At 69.7% G+C, this 21,898-nt stretch carries 12 protein-coding genes and 2 pseudogenes; 7 read left to right on the forward strand and 7 right to left on the reverse strand.

What is annotated here, in order from left to right; genetic code table 11:
- Positions 1-217: 217 nt before the first annotated feature.
- The 5 genes from ABZZ38_RS22415 (at position 218) to ABZZ38_RS22435 (ending at position 13,214) form a co-directional block, all read left to right on the forward strand.
- Entirely contained in the window at positions 218-1,618 is a 1,401-nt protein-coding gene (locus tag ABZZ38_RS22415) for a hypothetical protein (RefSeq protein WP_356742684.1), read from the forward strand.
- A gap of 36 nt (positions 1,619-1,654) precedes the next feature.
- Positions 1,655-2,470, forward strand: a complete 816-nt coding sequence (locus ABZZ38_RS22420; RefSeq protein ID WP_356742686.1) for an SDR family NAD(P)-dependent oxidoreductase — start codon at positions 1,655-1,657, stop codon at positions 2,468-2,470.
- Positions 2,467-4,266, forward strand: coding sequence for an ABC transporter ATP-binding protein (locus ABZZ38_RS22425; protein WP_356742689.1), 1,800 nt, complete (start codon positions 2,467-2,469; stop codon positions 4,264-4,266). The genes ABZZ38_RS22420 and ABZZ38_RS22425 overlap by 4 nt, the downstream gene beginning before the upstream one ends.
- Positions 4,267-4,550: 284 nt before the next feature.
- Entirely contained in the window at positions 4,551-5,699 is a 1,149-nt protein-coding gene (locus ABZZ38_RS22430) for an SDR family oxidoreductase (RefSeq protein WP_356742692.1), read from the forward strand.
- A 63-nt stretch (positions 5,700-5,762) separates the two neighbouring features.
- Positions 5,763-13,214 (forward strand): SDR family NAD(P)-dependent oxidoreductase, encoded by a 7,452-nt coding sequence (locus tag ABZZ38_RS22435; RefSeq protein ID WP_356742694.1) that lies wholly within the window; start codon positions 5,763-5,765, stop codon positions 13,212-13,214.
- A 365-nt stretch (positions 13,215-13,579) separates the two neighbouring features.
- Here the strand turns inward: ABZZ38_RS22435 and ABZZ38_RS22440 are convergent, their stop codons facing one another.
- A complete protein-coding gene (locus tag ABZZ38_RS22440; protein ID WP_356742696.1) occupies positions 13,580-14,827 on the reverse strand; it encodes a wax ester/triacylglycerol synthase domain-containing protein in 1,248 nt (415 codons plus the stop codon).
- A 479-nt stretch (positions 14,828-15,306) separates the two neighbouring features.
- Between ABZZ38_RS22440 and ABZZ38_RS22445 the strand changes: the two genes are divergently transcribed.
- The gene (locus ABZZ38_RS22445; RefSeq protein WP_356742698.1) at positions 15,307-15,960 is read left to right on the forward strand and encodes a hypothetical protein; all 654 of its coding nucleotides are present in this window, start codon (positions 15,307-15,309) and stop codon (positions 15,958-15,960) included.
- Here ABZZ38_RS22445 and ABZZ38_RS22450 read toward each other — a convergent pair.
- From ABZZ38_RS22450 to ABZZ38_RS22475, 6 genes and pseudogenes are all read right to left on the reverse strand, one after another.
- Positions 15,917-16,330, reverse strand: coding sequence for a hypothetical protein (locus ABZZ38_RS22450; protein ID WP_356742701.1), 414 nt, complete (start codon positions 16,328-16,330; stop codon positions 15,917-15,919). The genes ABZZ38_RS22445 and ABZZ38_RS22450 overlap by 44 nt on opposite strands.
- Positions 16,331-17,205: 875 nt before the next feature.
- Positions 17,206-17,550: a hypothetical protein gene (locus tag ABZZ38_RS22455; RefSeq protein WP_356742703.1), complete on the reverse strand. Its 345-nt coding sequence runs from the start codon at positions 17,548-17,550 to the stop codon at positions 17,206-17,208.
- A gap of 186 nt (positions 17,551-17,736) precedes the next feature.
- Positions 17,737-18,357 (reverse strand): hypothetical protein, encoded by a 621-nt coding sequence (locus ABZZ38_RS22460; protein WP_356742726.1) that lies wholly within the window; start codon positions 18,355-18,357, stop codon positions 17,737-17,739.
- Between the two features lie 324 nt (positions 18,358-18,681).
- Positions 18,682-19,086, reverse strand: a pseudogene (locus tag ABZZ38_RS22465) (transposase); the annotation flags it as partial.
- Between the two features lie 363 nt (positions 19,087-19,449).
- Positions 19,450-19,818 (reverse strand): STAS domain-containing protein, encoded by a 369-nt coding sequence (locus ABZZ38_RS22470; RefSeq protein WP_356742705.1) that lies wholly within the window; start codon positions 19,816-19,818, stop codon positions 19,450-19,452.
- Positions 19,815-21,221 (reverse strand): SpoIIE family protein phosphatase, encoded by a 1,407-nt coding sequence (locus ABZZ38_RS22475; RefSeq protein ID WP_356742708.1) that lies wholly within the window; start codon positions 21,219-21,221, stop codon positions 19,815-19,817. The genes ABZZ38_RS22470 and ABZZ38_RS22475 overlap by 4 nt, the downstream gene beginning before the upstream one ends.
- Before the next feature lie 418 nt (positions 21,222-21,639).
- Between ABZZ38_RS22475 and ABZZ38_RS22480 the strand changes: the two are divergent.
- A pseudogene (locus tag ABZZ38_RS22480) lies at positions 21,640-21,898 on the forward strand (hypothetical protein); the annotation flags it as partial.

A 21,898-nucleotide genomic window follows, 5' to 3' on the forward strand; every position in this document is an offset into this window, starting at 1 on the left:
GCCGCGCGTCGGCTCTCGGAAGGGTGACGGCAAGCCGTCGGCACACCGGCCGCCGGTAGGGTCGCCGTCGTCCCGATGCCCGCCCCGCAGGGCCCGCCACCTTCGCGTCCGCAGGCAGGTGGATCCGTGTCGCCGTCGCGCTCCCGCGCGGCGGGCACACCGAGCCGACGAAGGCCCGCCCTGAGGCGGCCTCGACGACGTTTCCGGAAGGTAGGCCATGAGCAGTTCACCGGTTGCCGCGCCAGCCGTTCGCACCGACCTGACGGCATGCGGCTGGTGGCGTCCGTGCACGGTGCAGGTCATCGGGGAGGTGCCGGCCGGGCAGCCGGCACTGCGGGCGTTCCTGGACCGTCTGGTCGCCTCGTTCGAGGTGCAGGGCCACACCGTTTTCGACCGCTCCCACGGCGATGTCGACCTGATGCTCATCTGCGGAGAGGTTCCGGACGGGCCCGATCCTCTGCGGGAGCGGATCCCCGAGGAGTACCCGCCGCTGAGCGCGATGCTGCGCCAACGCCACGGGCTTCGCCGCAACCCGCGCCACGTCGTCGCCGTGGTCGAAGTGCCGGAACTGCTCAGTGCCCTGACCCATGCCGAGACCGTCGCCACCGCCCGCACGGCCATGGGGCGGCTGGGAGCGGCCAAAGTCCTGTTCGTGTCGCGCGGTGAAGCTCCCGGCCAGGTGCGGGAGGTGACCCTGTGCACCATGGAGGGCGGACACCCCACGGAGGTGGACGACATCGCCGACCGCATGCGCGACCGGCTGGTCACCGCGGCATGCGCCCAACAGGTCGCCGAGGACTACGACACTGTTCGCGACGCCATCACCGCAGAGGCATGGCTGGCCGGCACCACCCCCGAGCGCCTGGCCGCCGCTGGCCGCCGGATGGGCGAACTGGGACTGCTGTCCCCGCCGTTGAAGGTGTCCGACTTCGTCTCCGAGCAGCTGGCCGACATGTACGAGATCTACATGGGGGTGCGGGGATTCAGCGAGGGCATGCTGTTCGCCTTCGACCCCGACCTCGACTGCCTGGTGGTCAGCGCCTCGGGTTCCTGGGACGTCGACAAACGGGCCCTGACGCGCGAGCAGGTCGTGGCCGTCGAACCGCGCCTGGCCGACGGCCGACGCCTGCGCGTCCTGGCCCCGAACGGCGTGCTGCCGATGCAGCCCTCGGTGGAGACGTGGGAGGTTTGCGCCCTGATGGAGGCGTGCCCCACCGTCCGCGTCACCAAGGACCAGTCGGGTACCTGGGTCCTCGACCCGAATGGGGAACGCGACGTTCCCCTCATCAGAGCCGGCATCCACGCCCACGTCGGCGTCACCTCCAGCGACGACACGGTGATCGAGACCGTGGAGGCGGACCGTGAGGAATTCCCCTACGGGTTCGGCTGCGGCACCGACCTGACCGTCGAGATCGCCCGCAACACTGTCCGCCGCTCACACGCCGTCAACAGCCCCGCCGACACGCGGACCTACGTCCGCTGGCCCCTGCTGTACCACGGGGAGATGGCCGTCGAACTGTGGAAGCCCGGCCTGCCCTCCCAGCCCTTTCAGGGCCTGCTCGACCTGTACGGGACGGCCGTACGGTTCACCCCCGACGACGTGCCCCAGCCGGTGTGAACGGACGCCAACCCTCCCCCGAAGCGAGAGGCCGTCATGCCCTCAGCGGTGATCACCGGTGCCACCTCGGGCCTCGGACTGGCCTTCGCCGCACACCTGGCCAGGACCGGTCACGACCTGACCCTGGTCGCCCGCACCGAACACGACCTGGAGAGCACGGCTGCCGGGTTGGGGCACCCGGGCCGCCGGGTCACCACGCTCGCAGCCGACCTGGCCACCCCCGCCGGCAGTCGCCTCCTCACCGACAGCCTGGCCGAGAACGTCCCGGACCTGCTGGTCAACAACGCCGGGATGGCCCTCGCTGCGCCCTTCCCCGCCGGAGACCTAGGTGAGGAGGAGACCCTCATGCAGCTGAACATCGGCTGTGTGCTGCGCACGACCCACACCGTTCTCCCCGCCATGATGCGCCGCGGCTCCGGCCGCATCATCAACGTCGCGTCCGTCGCCGCCTGCGGGCCGACCTGGCTCGGCAGCACCTACCCCGCCAGCAAGTCCTGGGTGCTCGCCTTCACCGAGTCCGTCGCCCGCTCTGCGCCGGTCAGGAGCAGCGGGGTAAGCATCATGGCCCTGCTGCCTGGCTACGTCCGTACGGCGTTTCACCAGCGGGCGGGTCTAGAGGTCGGTCGCCTGCCCCGGCTGATGTGGCTGAACAGCGAGCAGGTGGTCACTGCCGCCCTGCGGGACCTGGCCAGAGGCCGCTTGATCAGCATTCCCAGCCGCCGATACAGGGCCTGCGCCTGGGGCTTGCGCCACCTGCCGCGGTCCCTGACGACCGCGTTCAGCCTGGACCTCGCACGCGGCCGGCCGATCCCTCCCGCAGCCGGTACCGCCCGCTCCGTGGACACGGGGTGACCCTCCCGACGGCTCGCACCCACCAGACGGAGACGCCCCTCTCCCCCACCCGCGGCACACCATCCGGCCGGAGCATTGGCCGGGACCTCCTTCGCGGCAACCGGGCACTGCTCGCTCTGGCCGCCGCCCTGTCCCTGGCCTCGGCCGCCGCAGCTCTGACCGGGCCGTGGCTGGCCATGGATGTCACGGATGCCCTCACTCAACGCGAGTCGGTCATCCGTCCCGCCGTGGGCATGAGCGTCGCCGTCCTGGGCGCAGCCGCGCTCCAGGCCCTGTGCGGATGGCTGCTGGCCGGGGTAGGCGAGCGCACCGTCCTGCGCCTGCGCCGCCGGGCCATGGACCACCTCCTGCGGTTGCCTCTACGTACGGTCCGCGACGAGGGCGCCGGCAGCCTGACCGCCAGGGTCACCTCGGACGCCGTGCTGCTGCGCCTACTCATCGAGAGCGGCCTCGTCCACCTCCCGGTGGCGCTGATCGCCACCGTGGCCACGCTCGCCGCCATGGCCGTCATCGACCCCGTGCTCACCCTGGTCGCCGTGGGCTCCTTTGGCCTGGCCGGCGTCTGCGTCGCTCTGATGACGGCCCGTATGAAACACCTCGCGAGTGCCCAGCAGCGCGCCCTCGGGCATCTCGCCCAAGGCCTCACCTCCCACCTCACCGCACTCGTCATCGTCAAGGCCTGCCGCTACGAGGCCGCGGCCGGACAGAGACTCGGGCGTGCCGCCGCCGACGTACGGGCCGCGTGTCTGCCCGCCTCCCGTCTCCAGTGCCTCATCGGTCCGGTCGTGAGCCTGGGCCAGCAGGTCGCGGTCCTGGCCGTCGCGCTGGCCGCCGGGCAGCGGATCACGCGCGGGGAGTTGTCCCTGGCCTCCTTCAGCGGCTTCTTCCTGTACCTGCTGCACCTCTCCTCTCCCGTCGCCGTCGCAGCTGTCGGCATCGGCCATCTACAGACCGGTCTGGCTGCTCGGAGCCGCTTCCACCACCTCTTCGCCCTCGCGGCGGAGAGGGACTACAGCGCACCGCCCGCCACGCGACCGCCACCCCGCCGGGAAGTGGCGGCGGTGGTCTTCGAGCACGTCTCCTTCACCCACCCCGGGGGCAGCCCGGTCCTGGACCGCGTGAGCTTCCACGCCCCCGCGACCGGCCTGACCGCCCTCGTCGGCTCCTCGGGGGCGGGCAAATCCACGGTGCTGACCTTGATCAACCGTCTGACCGAACCCGACCTGGGCGAGATCCGTGTCCTGGGACGGCCCGCAGACAACTGGCCGCTCAGCGAGCTACGTCGGCGCGCCACCTACGTCGATCAGCACTCCACCCTGGTCGAGGGCACGGTCCGCGAGAACCTCCGCATCGGCCTCACGCGACCGGTCGACGACGAGGAGCTGGTGAACGTCCTGGAGACGGTCGGCCTGCGCGAGGCCGTCCTGTCCCTCCCCCGGGCCCTCGACACTCCCCTCGGCCGGTCCCTGGACCTCTCCGGCGGTCAACGCCAACGCCTGGCCGTGGCCCGCGCGCTTCTCACGGAGAGCGAAATCGTGCTCCTCGACGAGCCGAACTCCCAGCTCGACGGGGTCAGCGAACATCGCGTCAGCCTAGCCATCGATCACCTGGCGGCCACCCGCTGCGTCATTGCCGCCAGCCACCGACTGTCCATTGTCCGCAACGCTCGGCACATCATCCTGTTCGAGGAGGACGGGACAGTGGTCGCCGGCGACCATGAAGCCCTGCTCACCACCAGCAGCCATTACAGAGCACTCGTCGCCGGTGCCAACGCGCGTGCGCGCTACAGGTTCTGACCACACCCGTTGATTGGCTGAGGCGCGCCTCCCGCGGAAGGCCGCCCGGGCATGTCATGATCGCGGAGAAGTCACCATCCCGAGTCCCACGTGTCAGCGAAGTCCAGGCAAGCCCCTGCGTTCCCATAAATGAGGGCAGGAGGCGACACGCTTGGGGCATGTCGGCAGTCTGTGACCGGCTCTGCACTGTCGCAGCAACGCGGCACGATCCTGCAAATACACAATGCGTTCGATCCATCACTGTGGGTTTGGTGCTGAGTGAGGTCCTGGTACATGCTGCTGCCGTGACGGTATTGATCACCGGAGCCACCGGATTCCTGGGTTCTCGCATCGCCCACTCACTTCTGACCAACCGGAGGCAGCGGGTCATCGCCCTGGGCCGCGGGGAACTCTCGACGGTGCGCGCACGCACGGTGCGCGCTCTGCAGGCCTGCGGCGCGGGGGCCTTGGAGGAGCAGGCTCTTGGCCGTCTGCGGTGCGTCAGCGGGGACATCACACGTCAGTGGCTCGGGCTTCCGCCGGCCCTGTACGCGCGCCTGGCGCAGGAAGTCGATGAAGTGTGGCACTGCGCGGGGGATATCGCTCTGGCCGGTGAACGCGAACGGCTGTTCGCCACCAATGCCCAGGGCACCGCGCACATGCTGGAGTTCATTGACACGACAACCTCCGACTGCCGCCTGGTTCACGTCAGCACGATGGCTGTTGCCGGTGGACGAAGCCGCGGACACATCATGGAAGACGATCTGACGGACGCCTACGGCTTCGCGACCTTCTACGACGCGTCCAAGTACGAGGGGGAGAAGCTGGTCCGGCAGTGGGCGCGGAGCCGGCAGCGTGGGGCTGTCATCCTGCGCCCCAGCGTGGTCGCCTGCGACAGGCCTCTGTCCGACGGAGCGCCGGGCCATCCTCTCTCGGTGTTCGGGCAGCTGCTGGAGACGGTCGCTCGCGGCGGTGCACCCGGAATCCCGGCTCAGCGCCCCCAGGGAGCGCGTGTGAGGCTGCGGCTGCAGGCATCGCCGCGAGCGACGTTCAACATCCTGCCGGACTCTTACGCCACGGAGGCCATGGTCCGCATCGGATGCGACGCGCCGCGTGGTCCGCAGGACGTCCAGACGTTTCACGTGGTGCATCCCCAACCGACGCCGATGAGCCGGCTCGTCGGCGTGCTCGAGGACCACTTTCCGGGCTTGCGGATCGAGTGCGTCGAGGAGGTTCCCGATCCGACCGACGCCGAACGGTTCATCGCCTCGCATCTGAACGGCTTCCTCAGCTACTGCCGTCACGACCGCACCTACGACCGCACCCACACCCTGGCCGCCACCCCGGGCCTGGCCGAGCCCGCCACTGTCGATTCCGCGTACCTGCGGCGCGCGCTGGGCTTCGGGCCGCCTCGACCTTACAAAGCGCCGTCATCGTCCGCTTCCCGGCGTTAGCCGACAGTTCCGTCTTGTCCTGCATGTTCCTTTCCCATGGGGAGATCAGTGTTGTCTTCGCGTGTGTCGTTCCTGCCCGATGATGCTTTGGCGATCGTGGGCTTGGCCTGCCGCCTGCCCGGTGGCATCTCCAGCTTGGAAGACCTGTGGGCGGTCCTGTCCGCGGGCCGCGATGTCGTCACGGAAGTGCCGGCCGACCGCTTCCCGCCCGAAGACTTCGTGGATCCGGTACGGCGTCGCAACGGGCGGTCCTACACGGCCGCAGGCGGCTTCCTCGATGACATCACCGGCTTCGACGCGTCGTTCTTCACCGGCATCTCCCCCAGGGAAGCCTCCCGCATGGACCCGCAGCAGCGACTGCTGCTGGAGATGGCGGTCGAGGCTCTGGACGACGCAGGCCTGGACTCCACCGAACTGGAAGGTTCGGACACGGCCGTATTCATCGGCTGCTCCAGCCGTGACTACGGCGAACTGCAGGCGTGCGTGCCGGAGTCCGGCAACGCCTACACCGTCTCCGGGATGGCAGCCTCCATCGTGGCGAACCGGCTGTCGCACCACTTCGACTGGACGGGCCAGTCCGTCACTGTCGACACCGCCTGTTCCTCGGCCCTGACCGCCTTGCACCAGGCGTGTGAGCATCTGCGCTCGGGCCACTCCCGCATGGCGGTCGCCGGTGGAATCAATATTCTGATCAACCCGCAGGGCTTTGCAGCGTTCTCGGGCGCCTCCATGCTCTCGCCGAGCGGCCGGTGCCGGGCTTTCTCCGCACGGGCGGACGGGTTCGTGCGTGCTGAGGGCGGCGGGCTGGTGCTGCTCAAGCGCCTGGCCGACGCTCGCGCCGACGGCGACCGCGTCCACGGTGTCATCCTTGCCAGCGGCACCAACAACGACGGCCGCACCCCAGGGCTTGCGTTGCCCAGCAGCACCGCCCAGCGGGAGCTACTGCGCCGGGTGTATGACGGCGCCGGCCTGGTTGCGGACGATGTCGCCTATCTGGAAGCGCACGGCACGGGCACCCAGGTGGGCGACCCACTGGAGTGTGAGGCCATCGGCCAGGCCTTGGGGCGGTGGCGCCACCGTGGAGAGCTGCCCATCGGCTCGGTCAAGTCCAATGTCGGGCACTTGGAGGCCGCCTCGGGCATGGCCGGTCTGCTCAAGGCGCTGCTGGTGCTCAAGCATCGGAGGATCCCGGCGACGCTGCACGCCGAGGAGCTCAACCCGGCCATCGATTTCGCCGGCCTCAACGTCCGGCCGGTCACGCGCGGCGAACGTCTGGGACACGAGGGTCTTCCGCTGGCGGGGGTGAACTCCTTCGGGTTCGGCGGCGCCAACGCCCACATCGTGCTCGCCGCCCCTTCGCCGGACGTTCCCGGACCGGCACTGCAAACGGGGCGAATCACCGCAGGCTGCCTGCCCGTGGTTGTGTCGGCGCGTACCGGTGAGGCCCTTCGGGCCGCGGCCGAGCAGATGGCCCAGCACCTGCAGTTCACCGAACCCGAAGAGTTCTACGACTTGGCCTACACGGCGACTGTGCGTCGGCGCCGCTTCGAGCACCGCGCCGCCGTCATGGCCTCGACTCCTATCGAGGCGGCCGAAGCGCTGCTGGCTGTGGCCGTCGGCGAAAACAGCGACCGTGCGGTGACGGGCGTGGCAGGCCGGCCGGGGAAGGTCGCGTTCGTTTTCAGCGGCAACGGCTCGCAGTGGCCCGGCATGGGAGGTGACCTGCTGCAGGAGCCGGCGTTCCGCGCTGGTGTTCAGGCCGTCGACAGGGAACTGCGGCCCTTGGTCGGCTGGTCGGTCCTCGAGGAGCTGGCCGCGCCGGCACCGCGCCTGGAACTGACCGAAGTGGCGCAGCCTCTGCTGTTCGCCGTCCAGGTCGGTCTGGTACGGCTGCTGGCGTCCTACGGCATGGAGCCGGACGCAGTGGCCGGGCACAGTGTCGGAGAGATCGCCGCCGCCTACACGAGCGGCAGTCTGGATCTGCGGCAGGCATGCCAGGTGGTGGCCGCCCGCAGCGCGTCCCAGGCGGTGACCGCCGGGACAGGACGGATGGCGGCCGCCGCACTGACCTATGAGGCGGCGCTTGAGGAGCTGGACCCGTTCGACGGGCGTATCGAGATCGCTGGCATCAACAGCGACCGGGACGTCACTGTCGCCGGTGACGCCCAGGCCATCATCGAGCTGGGGCGGAAGCTGGCCGCGCGGGAGGTCTTCTTCCGGGAGCTCGACCTCGACTACGCCTTCCACAGCAGGGCCATGGACCCCATCCAGCAGTCTGTGAGGCAGGCCCTCACCGGGTTGCGGCCCGGCGGGCACCGGTGTGCCTTCGCGTCGACCGTCTCCGGCGGACTGCTGGACGGCCGACAGTTGAACACCGACTACTGGTGGCGCAACGTACGTGAACCGGTGCAGTTTGCTCGAGCGGTGCAGACACTGGCCGACGAAGGGTGCACGCAGTTCCTGGAGATCGGCCCGCACACGGTTCTGACCGGCTATCTTCGCCGTCTGCTGGGAGCCGAGGCGGTCGTGCCAGGTTGCCGCCGCGACCAGGACGCGGCTGCCGCGGTACGCCGTGCCGCCGCCCGGCTGATCGCCGCCGGGGCACAGCCGAAGGGCTGCTTCCCGCAGCCCGGCCAGGTGGTGTCGCTGCCTTCCTACCCGTTCCAGCGGGAACGCTGCTTCAACGGCCAGCCGGACTGGTGGGTGACGGTGCCGCAGGACAAGACGCTTGTCCACCCTCTGCTGGGACGCCGCGCCGCAGTCGCGGAACCGACGTGGCACCAGTCGCTGAGCACCGCCCGCCTTTCCTGGGTGACCGACCACCAGGTCGACGGCAGCACCGTCATGCCCGGTACCTGTTACCTCGAGGCCGCCCTCGCCGCCGCCCGGCACGCGTTCACCACGCCATGCGAGGTCACCGACCTGGACATCGTCCGGCCCCTTGCCCTCCCGCGAGAGGACGATCCCGCGCAGCTGACGGTACAGACCTCATTGTCCGTCGAAGATGGCATCGTGGCCTTCGCCTCGTGTACCGGCTCCGGCAGCGAGTGGACCCTCCATGCCCGCGGGCGGGCACGGCGCCTGCTCATGTCCCGCCCTGAGGCGCTCGACGTGGCCGCGGTCCGCGCCCGTCTTACCGGACCGGTGGTCGAGGCCGGCCCGCACTACGCGCACGCGAGACAGGCCGGCCTCGCCTATGGCCCCACCTTCCAGGTCCTCACCACCCTGCGCCTGGGAAACCGGGAGGTGCTGGCCGCTTATCGGCTGCCGCACACCCAGGACCACGAGGACTTCGAGGCCCACCCCGTCATCCTCGACGGCGCCCTGCAGGCCAGCGCTCCCCTGCTGGCCGCAGCCGCCGCCGGCCGCATGTTCCTGCCCGTCGCGATCGAGGCAGCCCGTGTTTGGGACAGGCTGCCGGAGACCGGACTGGTCCATGTGCGACTGCGCGATCTGGCCGGACTGGACGCGGTCGTCGACATCACCGTCACCCTGGATGACGGCTCTGTCATCGCCCAGCTGACCGGCTGCCGCCTACGCGGCGTCAGCTCCGGCTCCCACGGCACTGTGCAGGAACTGGTGCAGGAACTGCGCGCCGCCGGACGACCCGGCCCCGCATGCAGCCCGAGCCCGCTGCCCGCCCCGCAAGCACTGGTGAGCGCCACAGCCGCCCGGCGTGCGCAACTGGAAGCCCAGCACCCGGACGGGTACGCCGACTTCGCGCCGCGCGTGAAAGCCGCCGTCGGTCACTGGGGTGCTGCGGCCTTCAGCAAACTACTGCCAGGACGCGAGGAGTTCGGGACGGACGAACTGCTGCAGGCAGGAGTACGCCCGGGACATCTGCCCTTCACCCGCCTGCTGACCCGTCTGGCCCACCAGGCCGGGCTGCTGTCACGCGTACTGCCCCCCGATCCGGCCGCCGGTGAAGAGCGCTGGCGGTTCACGGGCGTGCCCCGCCCGGACCATCAGGTTCAGGAACTCGCCGCCCGCTTCCCCCAGTGGATCAGCGCCATCACCGTCTACACCCGCTGCGGGAGGCACCTGACCGACGTCCTGACCGGCCGTTCCGATGCCAAAGAGCTGCTGTTCACAGAAGCCGACCGGCACTTGGTCGAAGCGTTCTACGCCGACACCCCGCAGATGCGGCTGCACTCCCGCTACGCCCGCATCGTGCTGAGCGACATCCTTCGGGCCTGGCCCGAGGGAAGGCCGCTGCGCATCCTGGAGGTGGGCGCCGGCACCGGCAGCTTCACCCAGCACCTGCTGCCCGTCCTGCCCGCGCACCTGACGTCGTACGTCTACAGCGACATCTCGCCCGCTTTCTTCCCTCGTGCCAAAGCCCGCTTCGCCGACTACGACTTCGTCACCTACCGCACCGTCGATCTGAACACCGACCTGGACGAACAGGACCTCACACCGGGCAGCTTCGACCTGGTCGTCGCCTCCAACGTGCTGCACGCCACCCGCGACGTGCACGCCGCCCTGACGCGCATCGCTCAGTTGCTCGCGCCTGGCGGACATCTGATGGCTGTCGAAAGCCATGACGAGGACATCCTCGGACCCTGCTTCGGCCTGCTGGAGGAATTCTGGTCCTTCACCGACACCCAGGTACGCAGCACCCCGCTGCTCGCCCGCGAGGAATGGCTTCCGGCACTGCGTCGTTGCGGGTTCCGGGATGCGACTTCGATCGGCAGCAGCCAGGCGGAAGCCGACCAGGACTATTCTTTGATCCTCGCCCGCCGCACGCCAGACTCCGCCCCGTCCGGTGATGCGGTGCCCGCCTCGGACGGCGACGTGGAGGCCGACTGGTCCGTCGTCAGCCGCACTTCCCACAGTGAATTCGCCGGCCATCTTGTGCGGGCGCTGCAGTCCGCCGGCGCCGCAGCTACGCTGGCGACCACCGCAGCCGACAACTCGTCCAGGACGAGCCGCCCGCAACACGTCGTGGTCGTCGTGTCGAGTGCCGGCCACGACGGCGACGATTCTGCAGAGGCCATCACTCGGGCAGCAGAGCTAATCAAGACGGCGGCTGCCCAGTGCACCCCCGCACCCGACGGCAGGACGGCCCTGTGGCTGGTAACCGAGCCCACCGGCCTGTTCACCGGGCCCGACGACCGAGCTGGGACATCAGCGGTCAGCGCTGCGGTGTGGGGCGTCGGCCGGGTTCTGGCCAATGAACGGCCCCTGCTCACGGTGCGCCGCATCTCTCTCCAGGCGGGTGGTGACCCGGCCGCCGATGCCCACCGAGTGGTGCGCGAACTGCTCGCCCCCGGACCGGACGACGAGATCGTCCTCACCACCGGCGGAAGGTTCGTCCCCAGGGTCCGCGCCTGCCGTCCTCCCGCGCGGGCTGCGCGTACCAACGATCACTACCGGCTGCGTCTGGACCGCCCCGGCCGTGCTCCCCACCTGGTATGGGCTCCGACGGACGCTCCCACGCCGGCCCCCGGGGAAGTCGTGGTCCGCGTCCGTGCCGCCGCGCTGAACTACCGCGACGTGATGCTCGCCCAAGGCCTCCTGCCCGCCGGAGCCGAGCCTTCCACCGGCATCCCGCCCCAGCTCGGCCTGGAGTGCGCCGGCGAGGTCGTCGCAGTCGGATCCGATGTCACCGGCCTCGCCGCCGGGGACCGGGTCTTCGCGTTCGGACACGGCACGCTGGCCTCGCACGTCACCGTGCGCCCCGAGCAGACCGGCCGTATCCCCGAGCCCATGACGTATACCGAGGCAGCCACCCTGCCCGCTGTCTACCTCACCGTCCAGCACAGCCTGGAGACCTGCGCCCGTCTCAAGGCAGGCGAGACTGTGCTGGTGCACGGCGGTGCGGGCGGGATCGGCATGGCTGCTCTGCGCTACGCCCATCACATCGGCGCCCGTGTCATCGCCACCGCCGGCAGTCCCGCCAAGCGGGATCTGCTGCGCACCCTGGGAGCCGATCATGTACTGAACTCTCGCAGCCTGTCCTTCGCCCACGACATCCATGCCCTCACCCAAGGCCGCGGCGTGGACGTGGTGTTGAACTCGCTGGCGGGTGAGGCCATCGGTCGCAGCCTGGACTGCCTGCGCCCCGGAGGCCGGTTCGTCGAACTCGGCAAGCGCGACATCTACTCCAACGCGCCGTTGCTACTGCGCCCGTTCCGCAACAATCTGTCGTACTTCGCCGTCGATATCACCCGCCTGATCGCCGACTCCCCGCAGGAGGCAGCCGACGCCCTCCGCACGGTGACCAGCCGTGTCACCGACGGGATCTACCGGCCCCTGCCCCACCAGACCTACCCGGCCCCCGAAGTCCGCGACGCCATGGCCGCCCTCGGCCACTCCCGGCACCTCGGCAAAGTCGTCATCACCTTCACTGACAGCGACCCGGTCGCCGTCGAACGCCCCAGCTCACTGCCCGTGCTCGACCCGGCAGCGACATACCTGATCAGTGGAGGCCTCAGCGGCCTCGGCGCCGCCACCGCCCGCCACCTTGCCGCCGGCGGCGCCCAGAGGCTCGCTCTCATCGGCCGCCGGGGCTCCGCCTCCCCGGAAACCGCCGCCCTGCTGGACGACCTGACGCGCCAGGGCGTCGATGTCAGCGCCCACGCCGCCGACATCACTGATCGCGAGGCCGTCGCCCGCATCTTCAAGGACGCCTACACCGCCGGACGCCCAGTACGCGGCATCGTCCACGCTGCCATGCAACTGGACGACGCCCCCATGGAGGAACTCGACGCGGACCGATTCCGCAGTGTGCTGGCAGCGAAGGTACGCGGCGCAGACGTACTCGACGACCTCAGCCGCGACACGGACGTGGACTTCTTCGTTGCCTACTCCTCCGTCGCCGGCCTTATCGGCAACCTTCACCAGGGCCCCTACGCCGCCGCCAACCTCTATCTGGAGAGCCTGATGCGTGCGCGACGCGACGCCGGTCTGCCCGGCCTGGCCCTGGCCTGGGGCGGCATCAGCGACACCGGCTACGTCGCCAGGACCCAGATGAGCGACACCATCGCCCGCTCCGGTATCGGGTTGATCACCCCTGAGACGGCCCTGGCCGCTCTCGACCGGTACCTGACTGCATCCGTAACGCCGACGGTGGCTGTCGGCGTCGCGGACTTCGAGCGACTCACCCACATCCTTCCCGCCCTCAACGCCCCCCGCTTCGCGGCCCAGCGGCCGCGGGTGTCCGGCACCTCGACGACGCAAGCGGCCAGTGACCTCCGCCAACGTCTGGCGACAGCCGACGACACCGGACGACTTGCCCTCATCGCCGAGGCCCTCACCTCACTGGTGGCGGACATCCTGCAAACCAGCCCCGACCGCGTCAGCACCACGGCCGACCTCGGCGATCTGGGCCTTGACTCCCTCATGGGAGCTGAGCTGAAAGTACAGATGCAGCAGACCTTCCGCTGTGAGCTACCGCTGATGGAACTCATGGCTGCAGCCACGCTCAACGGGGTCGCAGAACGGGTCGACCGGCTCCTGCGCCAGAACACACGGGCCCGACCTGAGCACGCCGTGCAGTCGCCGACCACCTGACGAAAGAACTCAGCCCGCCCAGCCAGGGACCCGCTGCAGCAGCGACCTCGCGGGTCCCGGGGCACACCCGCGACGTCTCGACCACCGGGCACCGTCCTGACCAACGCGCACCCGGCGCACAGCCCCGCTCCGTCGCAGGCAGACGTCATGCTGCAGTACACCGCCCCTTCGACGGAATCCGCAGGGACGCGTCACCTGGAACTGAACCCTGTCGACCGCCAACAATCGTCCGGTTTCCCATTCCTTCCACTGCCCGATCCCCGGCCGGCGAGACAGTGCCGGAGACGGCATCGGTTCCGTTGTCCACGCCGTGAATGGGTAGCCACGGACGCCGGTGGCCGGTTACCAGGGTGGCCGATCCGCCCTCATGGCTCTCGCCGGAGCAGGACAGCGCTCCACAGCCGTGGGAGGGCCGCCGCTTGGGGCAGCGCGCCGTCATAGAGCACGCCGCACCGCACAATGCCGACAGCCCGTGTGAAGGATACGTAGCACAGCCGGTTGTTGTAGAGGCTGCCGAACATGGATGCGGCACACAGCGGCGCGCCCAGACAGGTCGGTGTGGCCCGTAGGGAAACGCTGCTCACGACGATCGGGGCCGATCTCCTGGCGGTGAACGCGTTGCTCGCGCGTTCGCCCAACCAGGTCGGAAGGAAACGCGTGGCCAGGCGGAAGGCGTCGCGCGTCCGGCTGGCGCGCACCGCGTCGGTCTGGCGGTGTACGTGGGCGACGGCCTGGTCGAGATCGGGAACGGAGCAGGGCAGGGTCACCCGGTGGCTGCCCAGATGGTTGCCCAGTGCGTGGCGTTGGTGTTCCTGGCGCAGGGACATGGGCATCAGGGCGTGCATGTCGGGGCAGGGCCCGTCGAGTGCTGGGTGGCTGCGGTGCCAGTGCCGGAGCGCTTGCGCGAGGGCGGCCAAACATACGTCGTTGGTGGTGACTCCGTAGGACATGGCCACCTCGCGTACGCGTGCTTCGGGTACGTCGTGATAGATCCATCGGGTGTGGTGCGACGGTGGTGCCTGCAGCGCGGCCCAGCGGCCCTTCGGGCGCACAGCGTCCCAAAAGCCCCGCCCTGCCAGCAGAACCCCTTTGGGGGTGGGCGCAGCGGGACGGTGCGGGTGCGGACCCGCGGCAGCCTGGTCTGCGAGGAGAGCGAGTACGGCGTGAGCTGCGCCGACCCCGTCCTGGATGCCGTGGTGAATGCGGTAGCAGATCCGGAATTGGCGGCGGGCGGGGTCCTCCAGCAACCACATGTCCCAGGGTGGATGCGGGTCGCTTGGCAGGGAGCGGTGCAGCAGTTCGCTGGTGGCCGCGTTCAGTTGCTCCGGAGGGAGGATGCTGTGGTGGAAGTGCGCCGCCTTGTCGAGGGGACCAGTGGCCGATAGCCACCGTTGCCGACCGGGGGGAGGAGCGAGGAGGTTCAAAGCCGGCAGCCTCGCGGCGCGGTCCAACACCCGTGTGGCCAGGTGTTCGCGGCCAGGGGCGGGGCCGTCGAAATCCAGGATGAACCCGGCCGCAGTACCTTGCTTCAGAAACAGCCGGTCCAACGGTCCGCTGATGTGGGTCCGGCGGATGGTTGTACGGTTTTTGTCCGCCAGGTCGGCCTGGATCACTGGGACCGCACCAACATGCTCATGGTCTGCTCTCTGGGATCGGGCGACTGGAAGCGACGAGGCCCGAACCATCCGCACGGTCGGACCTGTGGCTTGTAGCCAAGGTGTTGGCTGGCAGCGCACTGTCTTCGCGCCCGATGATTGCGCGTCGGCGGTATCGAAACAGTGGGGACACTACCGGCCGGCACATGCAGATGCGACGACCTGTCACCCGTTCGGGGGGGCGCGCCTCCGTACGACTGCCCCGGCCCGGAGGGCCTCGTCCGGTCCTGGGCCCCGCTTCCGACACCCGAACGTCCTCATAAGCCCTCGAACACCGCCGAAACCGATGCTCACCATGGCCGACGGTGCCGGTCAGGCGGCAGGCTGCTGACCGCGACGCTGCTGGCGGGTCTCGTCAGTGCGTTCACCGCTCTGCCCGCCCACACCCGGCCGGCCGACGTGGCCGGCCCGCATCTGCGAGTCGGGCACACCGCACCGTGACCAGGAACGAGGAACGCACCAGCGGCGCCGACATCGGCGTCGTCGTCGATATAGGCGTACCCAGTCGGCTTCAGCTGCGGATGGGAGAGTTCATCCAGGTGAAGAAGTCCGCCGCGCTGACGCCCGGACGCACCGGACGCACCCGACGCGAGGACACCTGGACCATCAAGCGCCGCCAACTGCACGACCTGCTGGAGCACAGTGCCAGCGCGGTGTACTGGCTGATCCGCGCCGCAGGCGATGTTCTGGTCGTGCCAGCCAAATACCTCGCGGCCGCCGGGAGCGGGACCGCACGCCCTTCCTCCAAGCAGTTCACAGTCGGCTGCACGGCCGTCCGCCACACCACGGTACCCATGGAGCAGTACCTGCCCGATCTGATGGTGGTTTGTGGCTCGGAGGCAGCAGCGACCTCGGGCGGGTGGTTGCTGCCCCCCGGCGAGGAGCCGACCCCCTCCGAGGGACGCCTCGCCGACGGCACTCACCCTGCCGGCGGCACCTCCTGTCGGTCTCTTGACGGGACGTGGCCGGGGCGCTCTGGCAGCGTCCGCATCCTCCTCGTGGAACGAAGACCCGCACCCGGGTCACAGTTGGACAGGTTCGTGCCGGCTAGCGAGACGTGGCAGCAGAGGCCGTCCCCTGCTGCCGATTGAGCTTCTCGAAGACACGGTCGCGGAGAAGCTCGTACTCCTGCCCGAGCCTGCGGGGAACAGGCGGGCGGTGAATCACGATGCCTCCGGTGACGATCTCCTCCGGCCCAAACTGCTCGCGGGTGAGGTCGATCTCAAAGCCCTTGCTCAGGCGGTTCCACCAGTGGTAGTCCACACGTTCTCCGTTGACGTGAACCTCTCCCCGGATCAACTCTCCTCCCAGCAGGTCATTGAGCACCATGGCGGTCACCCCGCACTGGTCCCGGGCGGGATTGTCCTCGGTCCATCGCGATCGGAACTCAGGAGTGCACGTCTCGGCACTCCAACTGCTGCGAACGGCTCGTTCGATGTCGGTGAGAAGCAACGGTGTCATGCCGGTAATCCTCACAGCCCGCACTGACAACAGCCGGACGCTGACAGACACGGCAGCCGACTTGTGACTGGGCGAGATGGTTGTCACCTGGGCACGACACCTGTCACTGCGCATCTGGGAGCCGCTTGAGACGAGCAGCCGATCTGGTGGCTGAGCATTTGACTTGGCGAGGCCGGGCAGTTCAGATGGGGGGCGAGTAGCAGCCCCATTGCTGTGTGTGCGGTGTACTCCTTCAACCTGCCGGGTGCTGAGCGAGGGACCAGCGGACGGGGTGACCGCCGGGGCCGTCGGTGAGCCAGGGCGGTGTGTACGCCGAGCAAGACATGCGCAGGCCAACTACAACGCCCTGAACCGCCAAATCGGCTACTCAGCCCCGCCAAGTCACGCGCTCAGTACGCCAGATCGGCTGCTCAGTCTCACCGATATCGGTGGCAACGATGCCGGACGGAAGAGGTCGTGTCGCGCGTATGAGCTTTCACCAAGCGGGGCAGGTCGCCGGCCTGCCCCCGCTTGACTGCGGAACGACCGCTACCGGGAGTGACGGAGTTTTTTGCCTGTTTGCGGAGGTGGGCGGGCTGTCGGTCACGGCGGCGACTGCGTCGGCGGCTGTGGCGTGGACGGGCAGGAGTGAGTCGACGCCGGTGAGGGTGAGCATCCGCATCAGCCGGTCAGGGACGCAGGCGAGGCTGAGCGAGCCGCCCGCCGCCTGGGCCGCGTGCCAGATGCCGATGGGCTTGCGCGGGCGGACAAGGCTCGCGGGCTCCGACATCTCAGGCGCGGCGCCGGGGTGGCGGGGCGCCAGGTCCGCACCGCTTGTAGGTCCGCAGGCCGCCTCCGGGCGTGGGCCTGGAGGGACAGCGGCCACGGTGGCCAGGTCACGACAGCAATGTCTCGTTCAACAGGGTCCGTAGAGTCGGGATGCTGCGCTTGACCCGAGCGTGGGCCGCCTGGCCCGCAGGGGTGATGCGCAAGCAGGTGTCGCAGGACCGGCTGACCAGGTCGTCGGCAAGGAGGGCATCCGCCTCGGCTTGGAGGTCGTCGCCCGGAAGAAGGTACGGCTGCAAAAAGTCGCTCAGTTCCTGGAGGGTGCGGCCGGGGGCATCGGCTCCCAGATCATTCGGGGCCAGGTAGCGAAGGATCCAGTACTGCGGCTGCGTGAGGCCCAGTGACGCCAGCTGGCGGCGTATGAAAGCGATGCGGTCCGGCTCTTCTGCAGGCATGTGCACAGGGTTCAACCTCAAGCCGGGTCGAGGTCAAGCGAGAGCCGACGAGCGGCACCCTGCTGCCGCATCCGGCGAAGGGTGCGCAGACGGCGGGCGAGCGGTGGCCGCACCGGTTCCCGGCCGGCGCGACCCTCACCAGGCCGGCCCTGGCCCGCAGCCGCACGGGCCAGGCGCCGGAGATGGTCACACGGCGCAGGCTGAACGTCCTGGCTGGCGGCCGGCCTGTCGCGCAATGACGTCTTCGGCCTGAGACCGGACCTTCTGCGACACCTCCCAGGCCTCGACACCATTGACCCTCCTGCGCCACCGGCTTCGCGGCATCACGGAGCAGTGAACCGTGAACTCACGCTCCCGGAACGTGAAGTCAGTCGTGACAAGGACGACTACGTCAGCACGGCCGACACAGGTGTACGTGTGCGGCGCGGTCGCCAGCTTCGCGTGCCCTCTCAGCCCGGCGGTGAAACGATCGGCAAGGTCGCCAGCGGTAAGTCCGTACGGGTTGATCCCCGCGATCTCGAACCGGTGGTGGCCCTCGGTCATGTCAGGTGTCATGGGCCTACCGACACGGCGGGCCGCGAGCTTCGCGGACAGCAGGTGAGCCGTGGCCAGCGGGACCGGGATCAGCAAAAGGGCGCAGGCAAGCACGAAGCCGAAGGATCCGAGGGACTCCCCTGCGCTCACGTCAGGATCCGGCGCCAGGCTTGCAGCGAGGAGCGCGCCCGCCAGGACGCCGACGGCCGTGGCCAGGACGAGAGCGGCGCGCAGGGTGCGCAGCCATATCAGAAAAGGCGCGGAATCACGCAAGACCGTATACCTCAGCGGGAATGTATTCAGAGCAGGACCGCGGAGGGCCCTCCTGAAGGGGCAGGTGGCCGGCGGTTGCCGACCCGGCAGTATCCCAGTGCCCTGGCACCCCCCTCCACCGCGGCCCGAGAGCGGCACACCACCAGCGGACAGCGGCGGGACGCCCGCCAACAGGCGGTTACCGGGGGCCACGGCGGCAGCCCCGCGGTGGACGACAGCCTTGCATCGGCAGCGGTCCCCCGCAAAACGGCACCCGGACAGCGGCACGCCGACGCATCCACACCTGTAGGACGGCGCGGTGGCGGGACTGGCGCAACAAGCTCGCTGGCCGTGCGCAGGGCCGTCGCCGCAGGATCGGCGCTTCCACTTCTGCCTGGCCAGGCCGGTGAACAGGTCGCGGAGGGGTGGTCGAGCGCCCAGCGGGTGACGACCGTGTCATGGCGGGTGATGGTCATGACGTGGAAGACGTCGGCCGCTCGAATTCGAGGCGCCAGCCCTTGCTGTAGCCGTAGCCGGCGTCCGCGGTCACCCACCGAAACGGGATCATGTCCGCGACCGCCCGGCGGACCATCGCCCTGGCCATCGCGACCTTCGTCTCGAAGCCGGCCTATCGTCGATTCCGGCCCGCCGGCACCGGTCCCGGTCATCCCTCCAGAAGGTAGGCAGACAGAGGCGGCGGTCGATCAGCGTCCGTCCGCGATCGGTTGCATAGGCGAGGAAGACGCCGATCGGTACTGATCGCTTCCATGGTCGTGGGCACCGAAGAGGGACACACCGACTACTTCCGCGCCGACAAGGCATGGCTGTACATCGTGATCCTGACCGTCGGCTACATGATCAGCCGTGGGCTGGCCAAGTCCGGCAGTCGCGACCCCTACGACGAGTCCCACCAACCCGGCGGGGAAAGGCAGCATCCGGTGTGCTGTACGCCGCGGCCCGGCGTGTGGCGCCTGGCGGAGCGGATGAGCGCGCGTCGCGACCAGTACGTTGGTCGCGGCGCGCGCTTGGCCATGCCCCCGTGCCCTGCGGGAGGAAGGGCCGGCCCGTGCAGTGCTAGCCAGCTGTTGGCGCCGCCCTGGCGAGCGAGAGGTTTCAGGCGGTGGTGCGGTTGCCTTGACGGTCGGCGAGCGCGGCCTGGGCGCTGGGGTAGGCGGGCAGGAAGGTGTCCATCCCGGTGACGCTGAGCAGGCGGCCCAGCCGGTCGGGGATGGCCGCCAGGGCCAGCGAGCCGTCGGCGTCCTTGGCGCAGCGCCAGATGCCGACGAGGGCGCCCAGCCCTGAGGAGTCGCAGAAGGTGACGCCCGACAGGTCGGCGACCAAATGGGGGTGGCCGTTCGTGATGAGCTCGAGGGCGCGGGCCCGCACGGCGGGTGCGGCGGCGATGTCGAATTCACCGGACAGTGCGATCACGGCCAGGGTCCCGTCGGTGTGCGGGACATCGATGTGGAATGCGTCGGTCATGGGCGTCGGTTCTCCTGCCCGACAAAGACGTCGGCGGTCGGGGCGGCGGCGCTGTGAACGGTGGTGGTGATACCTGCGGGAGCGGCATCGGGGGTGGGGACGGACAGGGCCAGCAGGGCCACGTCGTCGCGTTCGGTGTCGGGGAGGGTGTCCAGGAGCGCGACGGTGTCGTCGATCAGGGCGCCGGCACTGACCGGCGCCGGCCGGTGGGCGAGGAAGTCGGTCAGGCCCGTGTCGTCGAGCATGTGGCCATCGGCGGTGCGGGCCTCGGTCAGGCCGTCGGTGTAGAGCAGCAGTCCCTGGCCGGGTGCCAGGTGCAGGGTGCGTGAGGTGAAGGTGGCTTCGGCGATCGCGCCGACCAGCATGCCGCCCTTGGCGCGGACCGCCTCCACCCGTACACCGCCTTCCTCGGTGGGGCTCAGGTGGTAGGCGGGCGGATGGCCGCCGGTGGCCAGGGTGACCGTGAAACCGCCGTCTGGGGCGGGCTCGAGCACGCCGAAGATGGCGGTGCAGAAGCGCGTCCCCACCGCCGGGTCCAGCAGCAGTGCCGTGTTCAGGGCATTCAGGGCGGCCGTCGGGTCGGCGTCGACGAGGGCTGCGGCCCGCAGCGTGTAGCGGGTCAGTGAGGTGACCGAGGCGGCCTCGGCGCCCTTGCCGCACACATCACCCAGGAAGAACGACCACCGGCCCCCGCCGACGGGGAAGACGTCGTAGAAGTCGCCGCCCACTTCCTGCGGGGAGGCGGTCTTGTAGTGACAGGCCAGCTCCAGGCCCGGTACCGCGGGCAGGACGGGAGGCACCAGGGTGCGCTGCAGGGTGGAGGCGAACGCGGCGATGGCCGCCTTGTCCCGCTCCGCGCGCTGCCGGGCCTCTTCCTCCGCCTGGCGCTTCTCCTGCTCGACCTTGCGGCGCTCCTGCTCGGCGCGCACCACGTGCAACGCCGACAGCCGCAGCTCAAGCTGGTCGCGCACCACCGCCGCCAGGTCCGCGAGCGTGGCCGAATCCGCCTCGCTGATCTCGCGGGGGCGAGTATCGAGGACGTTGACCGTGCCCAGCCGATACCCGTCGGCGGTGATGATCGGAGCGGCGGCGTAGAACCGCACCCCCATCGGGCCGGCGACCAGCGGGTTGGAACAGGCGACCGGGTCCAGCAGGGTGTCGGGGATGACAGTGGTGTCATCCGTCAGGACCGCCGAGGCGCACAGCCCCGGATCCCGGCCGATCTCGCTGACACCTTCCAGGCCGTGCGTGGCCTTGAACCAGATCCGGTCCTCGTCCACGATCGTCACCGTCGCCACCGGCACCTCGAACAGACGCGCGGCCAGCGCTGCGACCCGGTCGTAGGCGCCGTCCGGAGGAGTGTCGAGAATGTCGTAACGGCGCACCGCCGCCAACCGTGCCACCTCGGCCGACGCGGCCAGAGGTTCCTTCGGTGCTATCGCAGGCGGGCTCGCTTGCTCCGGCATAACCCTCGTCTCGCTCATCCCCCCAGGAAGGCGCCGACCAGACAGTCAGCACCCAGGCACTGTACCGAAATGCCTCAGCGCACCCGAACCGACGACGAGCTTCGCGGAAACAGCCGCAACTCGGCACAGTGATCACCGAAAGGCGAAACGTGACGGCGTTCGTGGTGCGGCGGTTCGTCGACCGCGGCCTCCTGGTCAACCTGAGCGCGAACCCGGACGGGACGCTGCACCACCCCGGCCAGGTCGACCAGGTCTGCCGACGCGAGGACCTGGCGGACCTGGTCACCGCCGACACCCCCCTCGGGCCCGAGCAGGCCGCCGCCCGGCTCCGGGTGCGACGTGCCACTTCGACCACATGGTCCGGCTCGGCTGGGTCCGCTCCCCGCAGTCGATCGAGGTCCGCTTCGGCACCAGCCGGGCGGGGGCCGTCGACGTCGCGCTCTACAGCACGGCGTCCGTCGACGCGGTCATCCCCGCACACCCGGAAGTCGACTGGGAGCAGCTGCGCGCGGTGGAGAAAGGCCGACGCTCCCCACTCGCCGCGCCGGTCAGGCCGCCCCGGCCTGACCGGCGCGGCGTGGCCAACGACGACGCTCCCCCACGGCTGTCGTGTG

The sequence above is a fragment of the Streptomyces sp. NPDC006368 genome (genome assembly GCF_040612535.1).
In the GTDB taxonomy this organism is placed as follows: Bacteria; Actinomycetota; Actinomycetes; order Streptomycetales; family Streptomycetaceae; genus Streptomyces.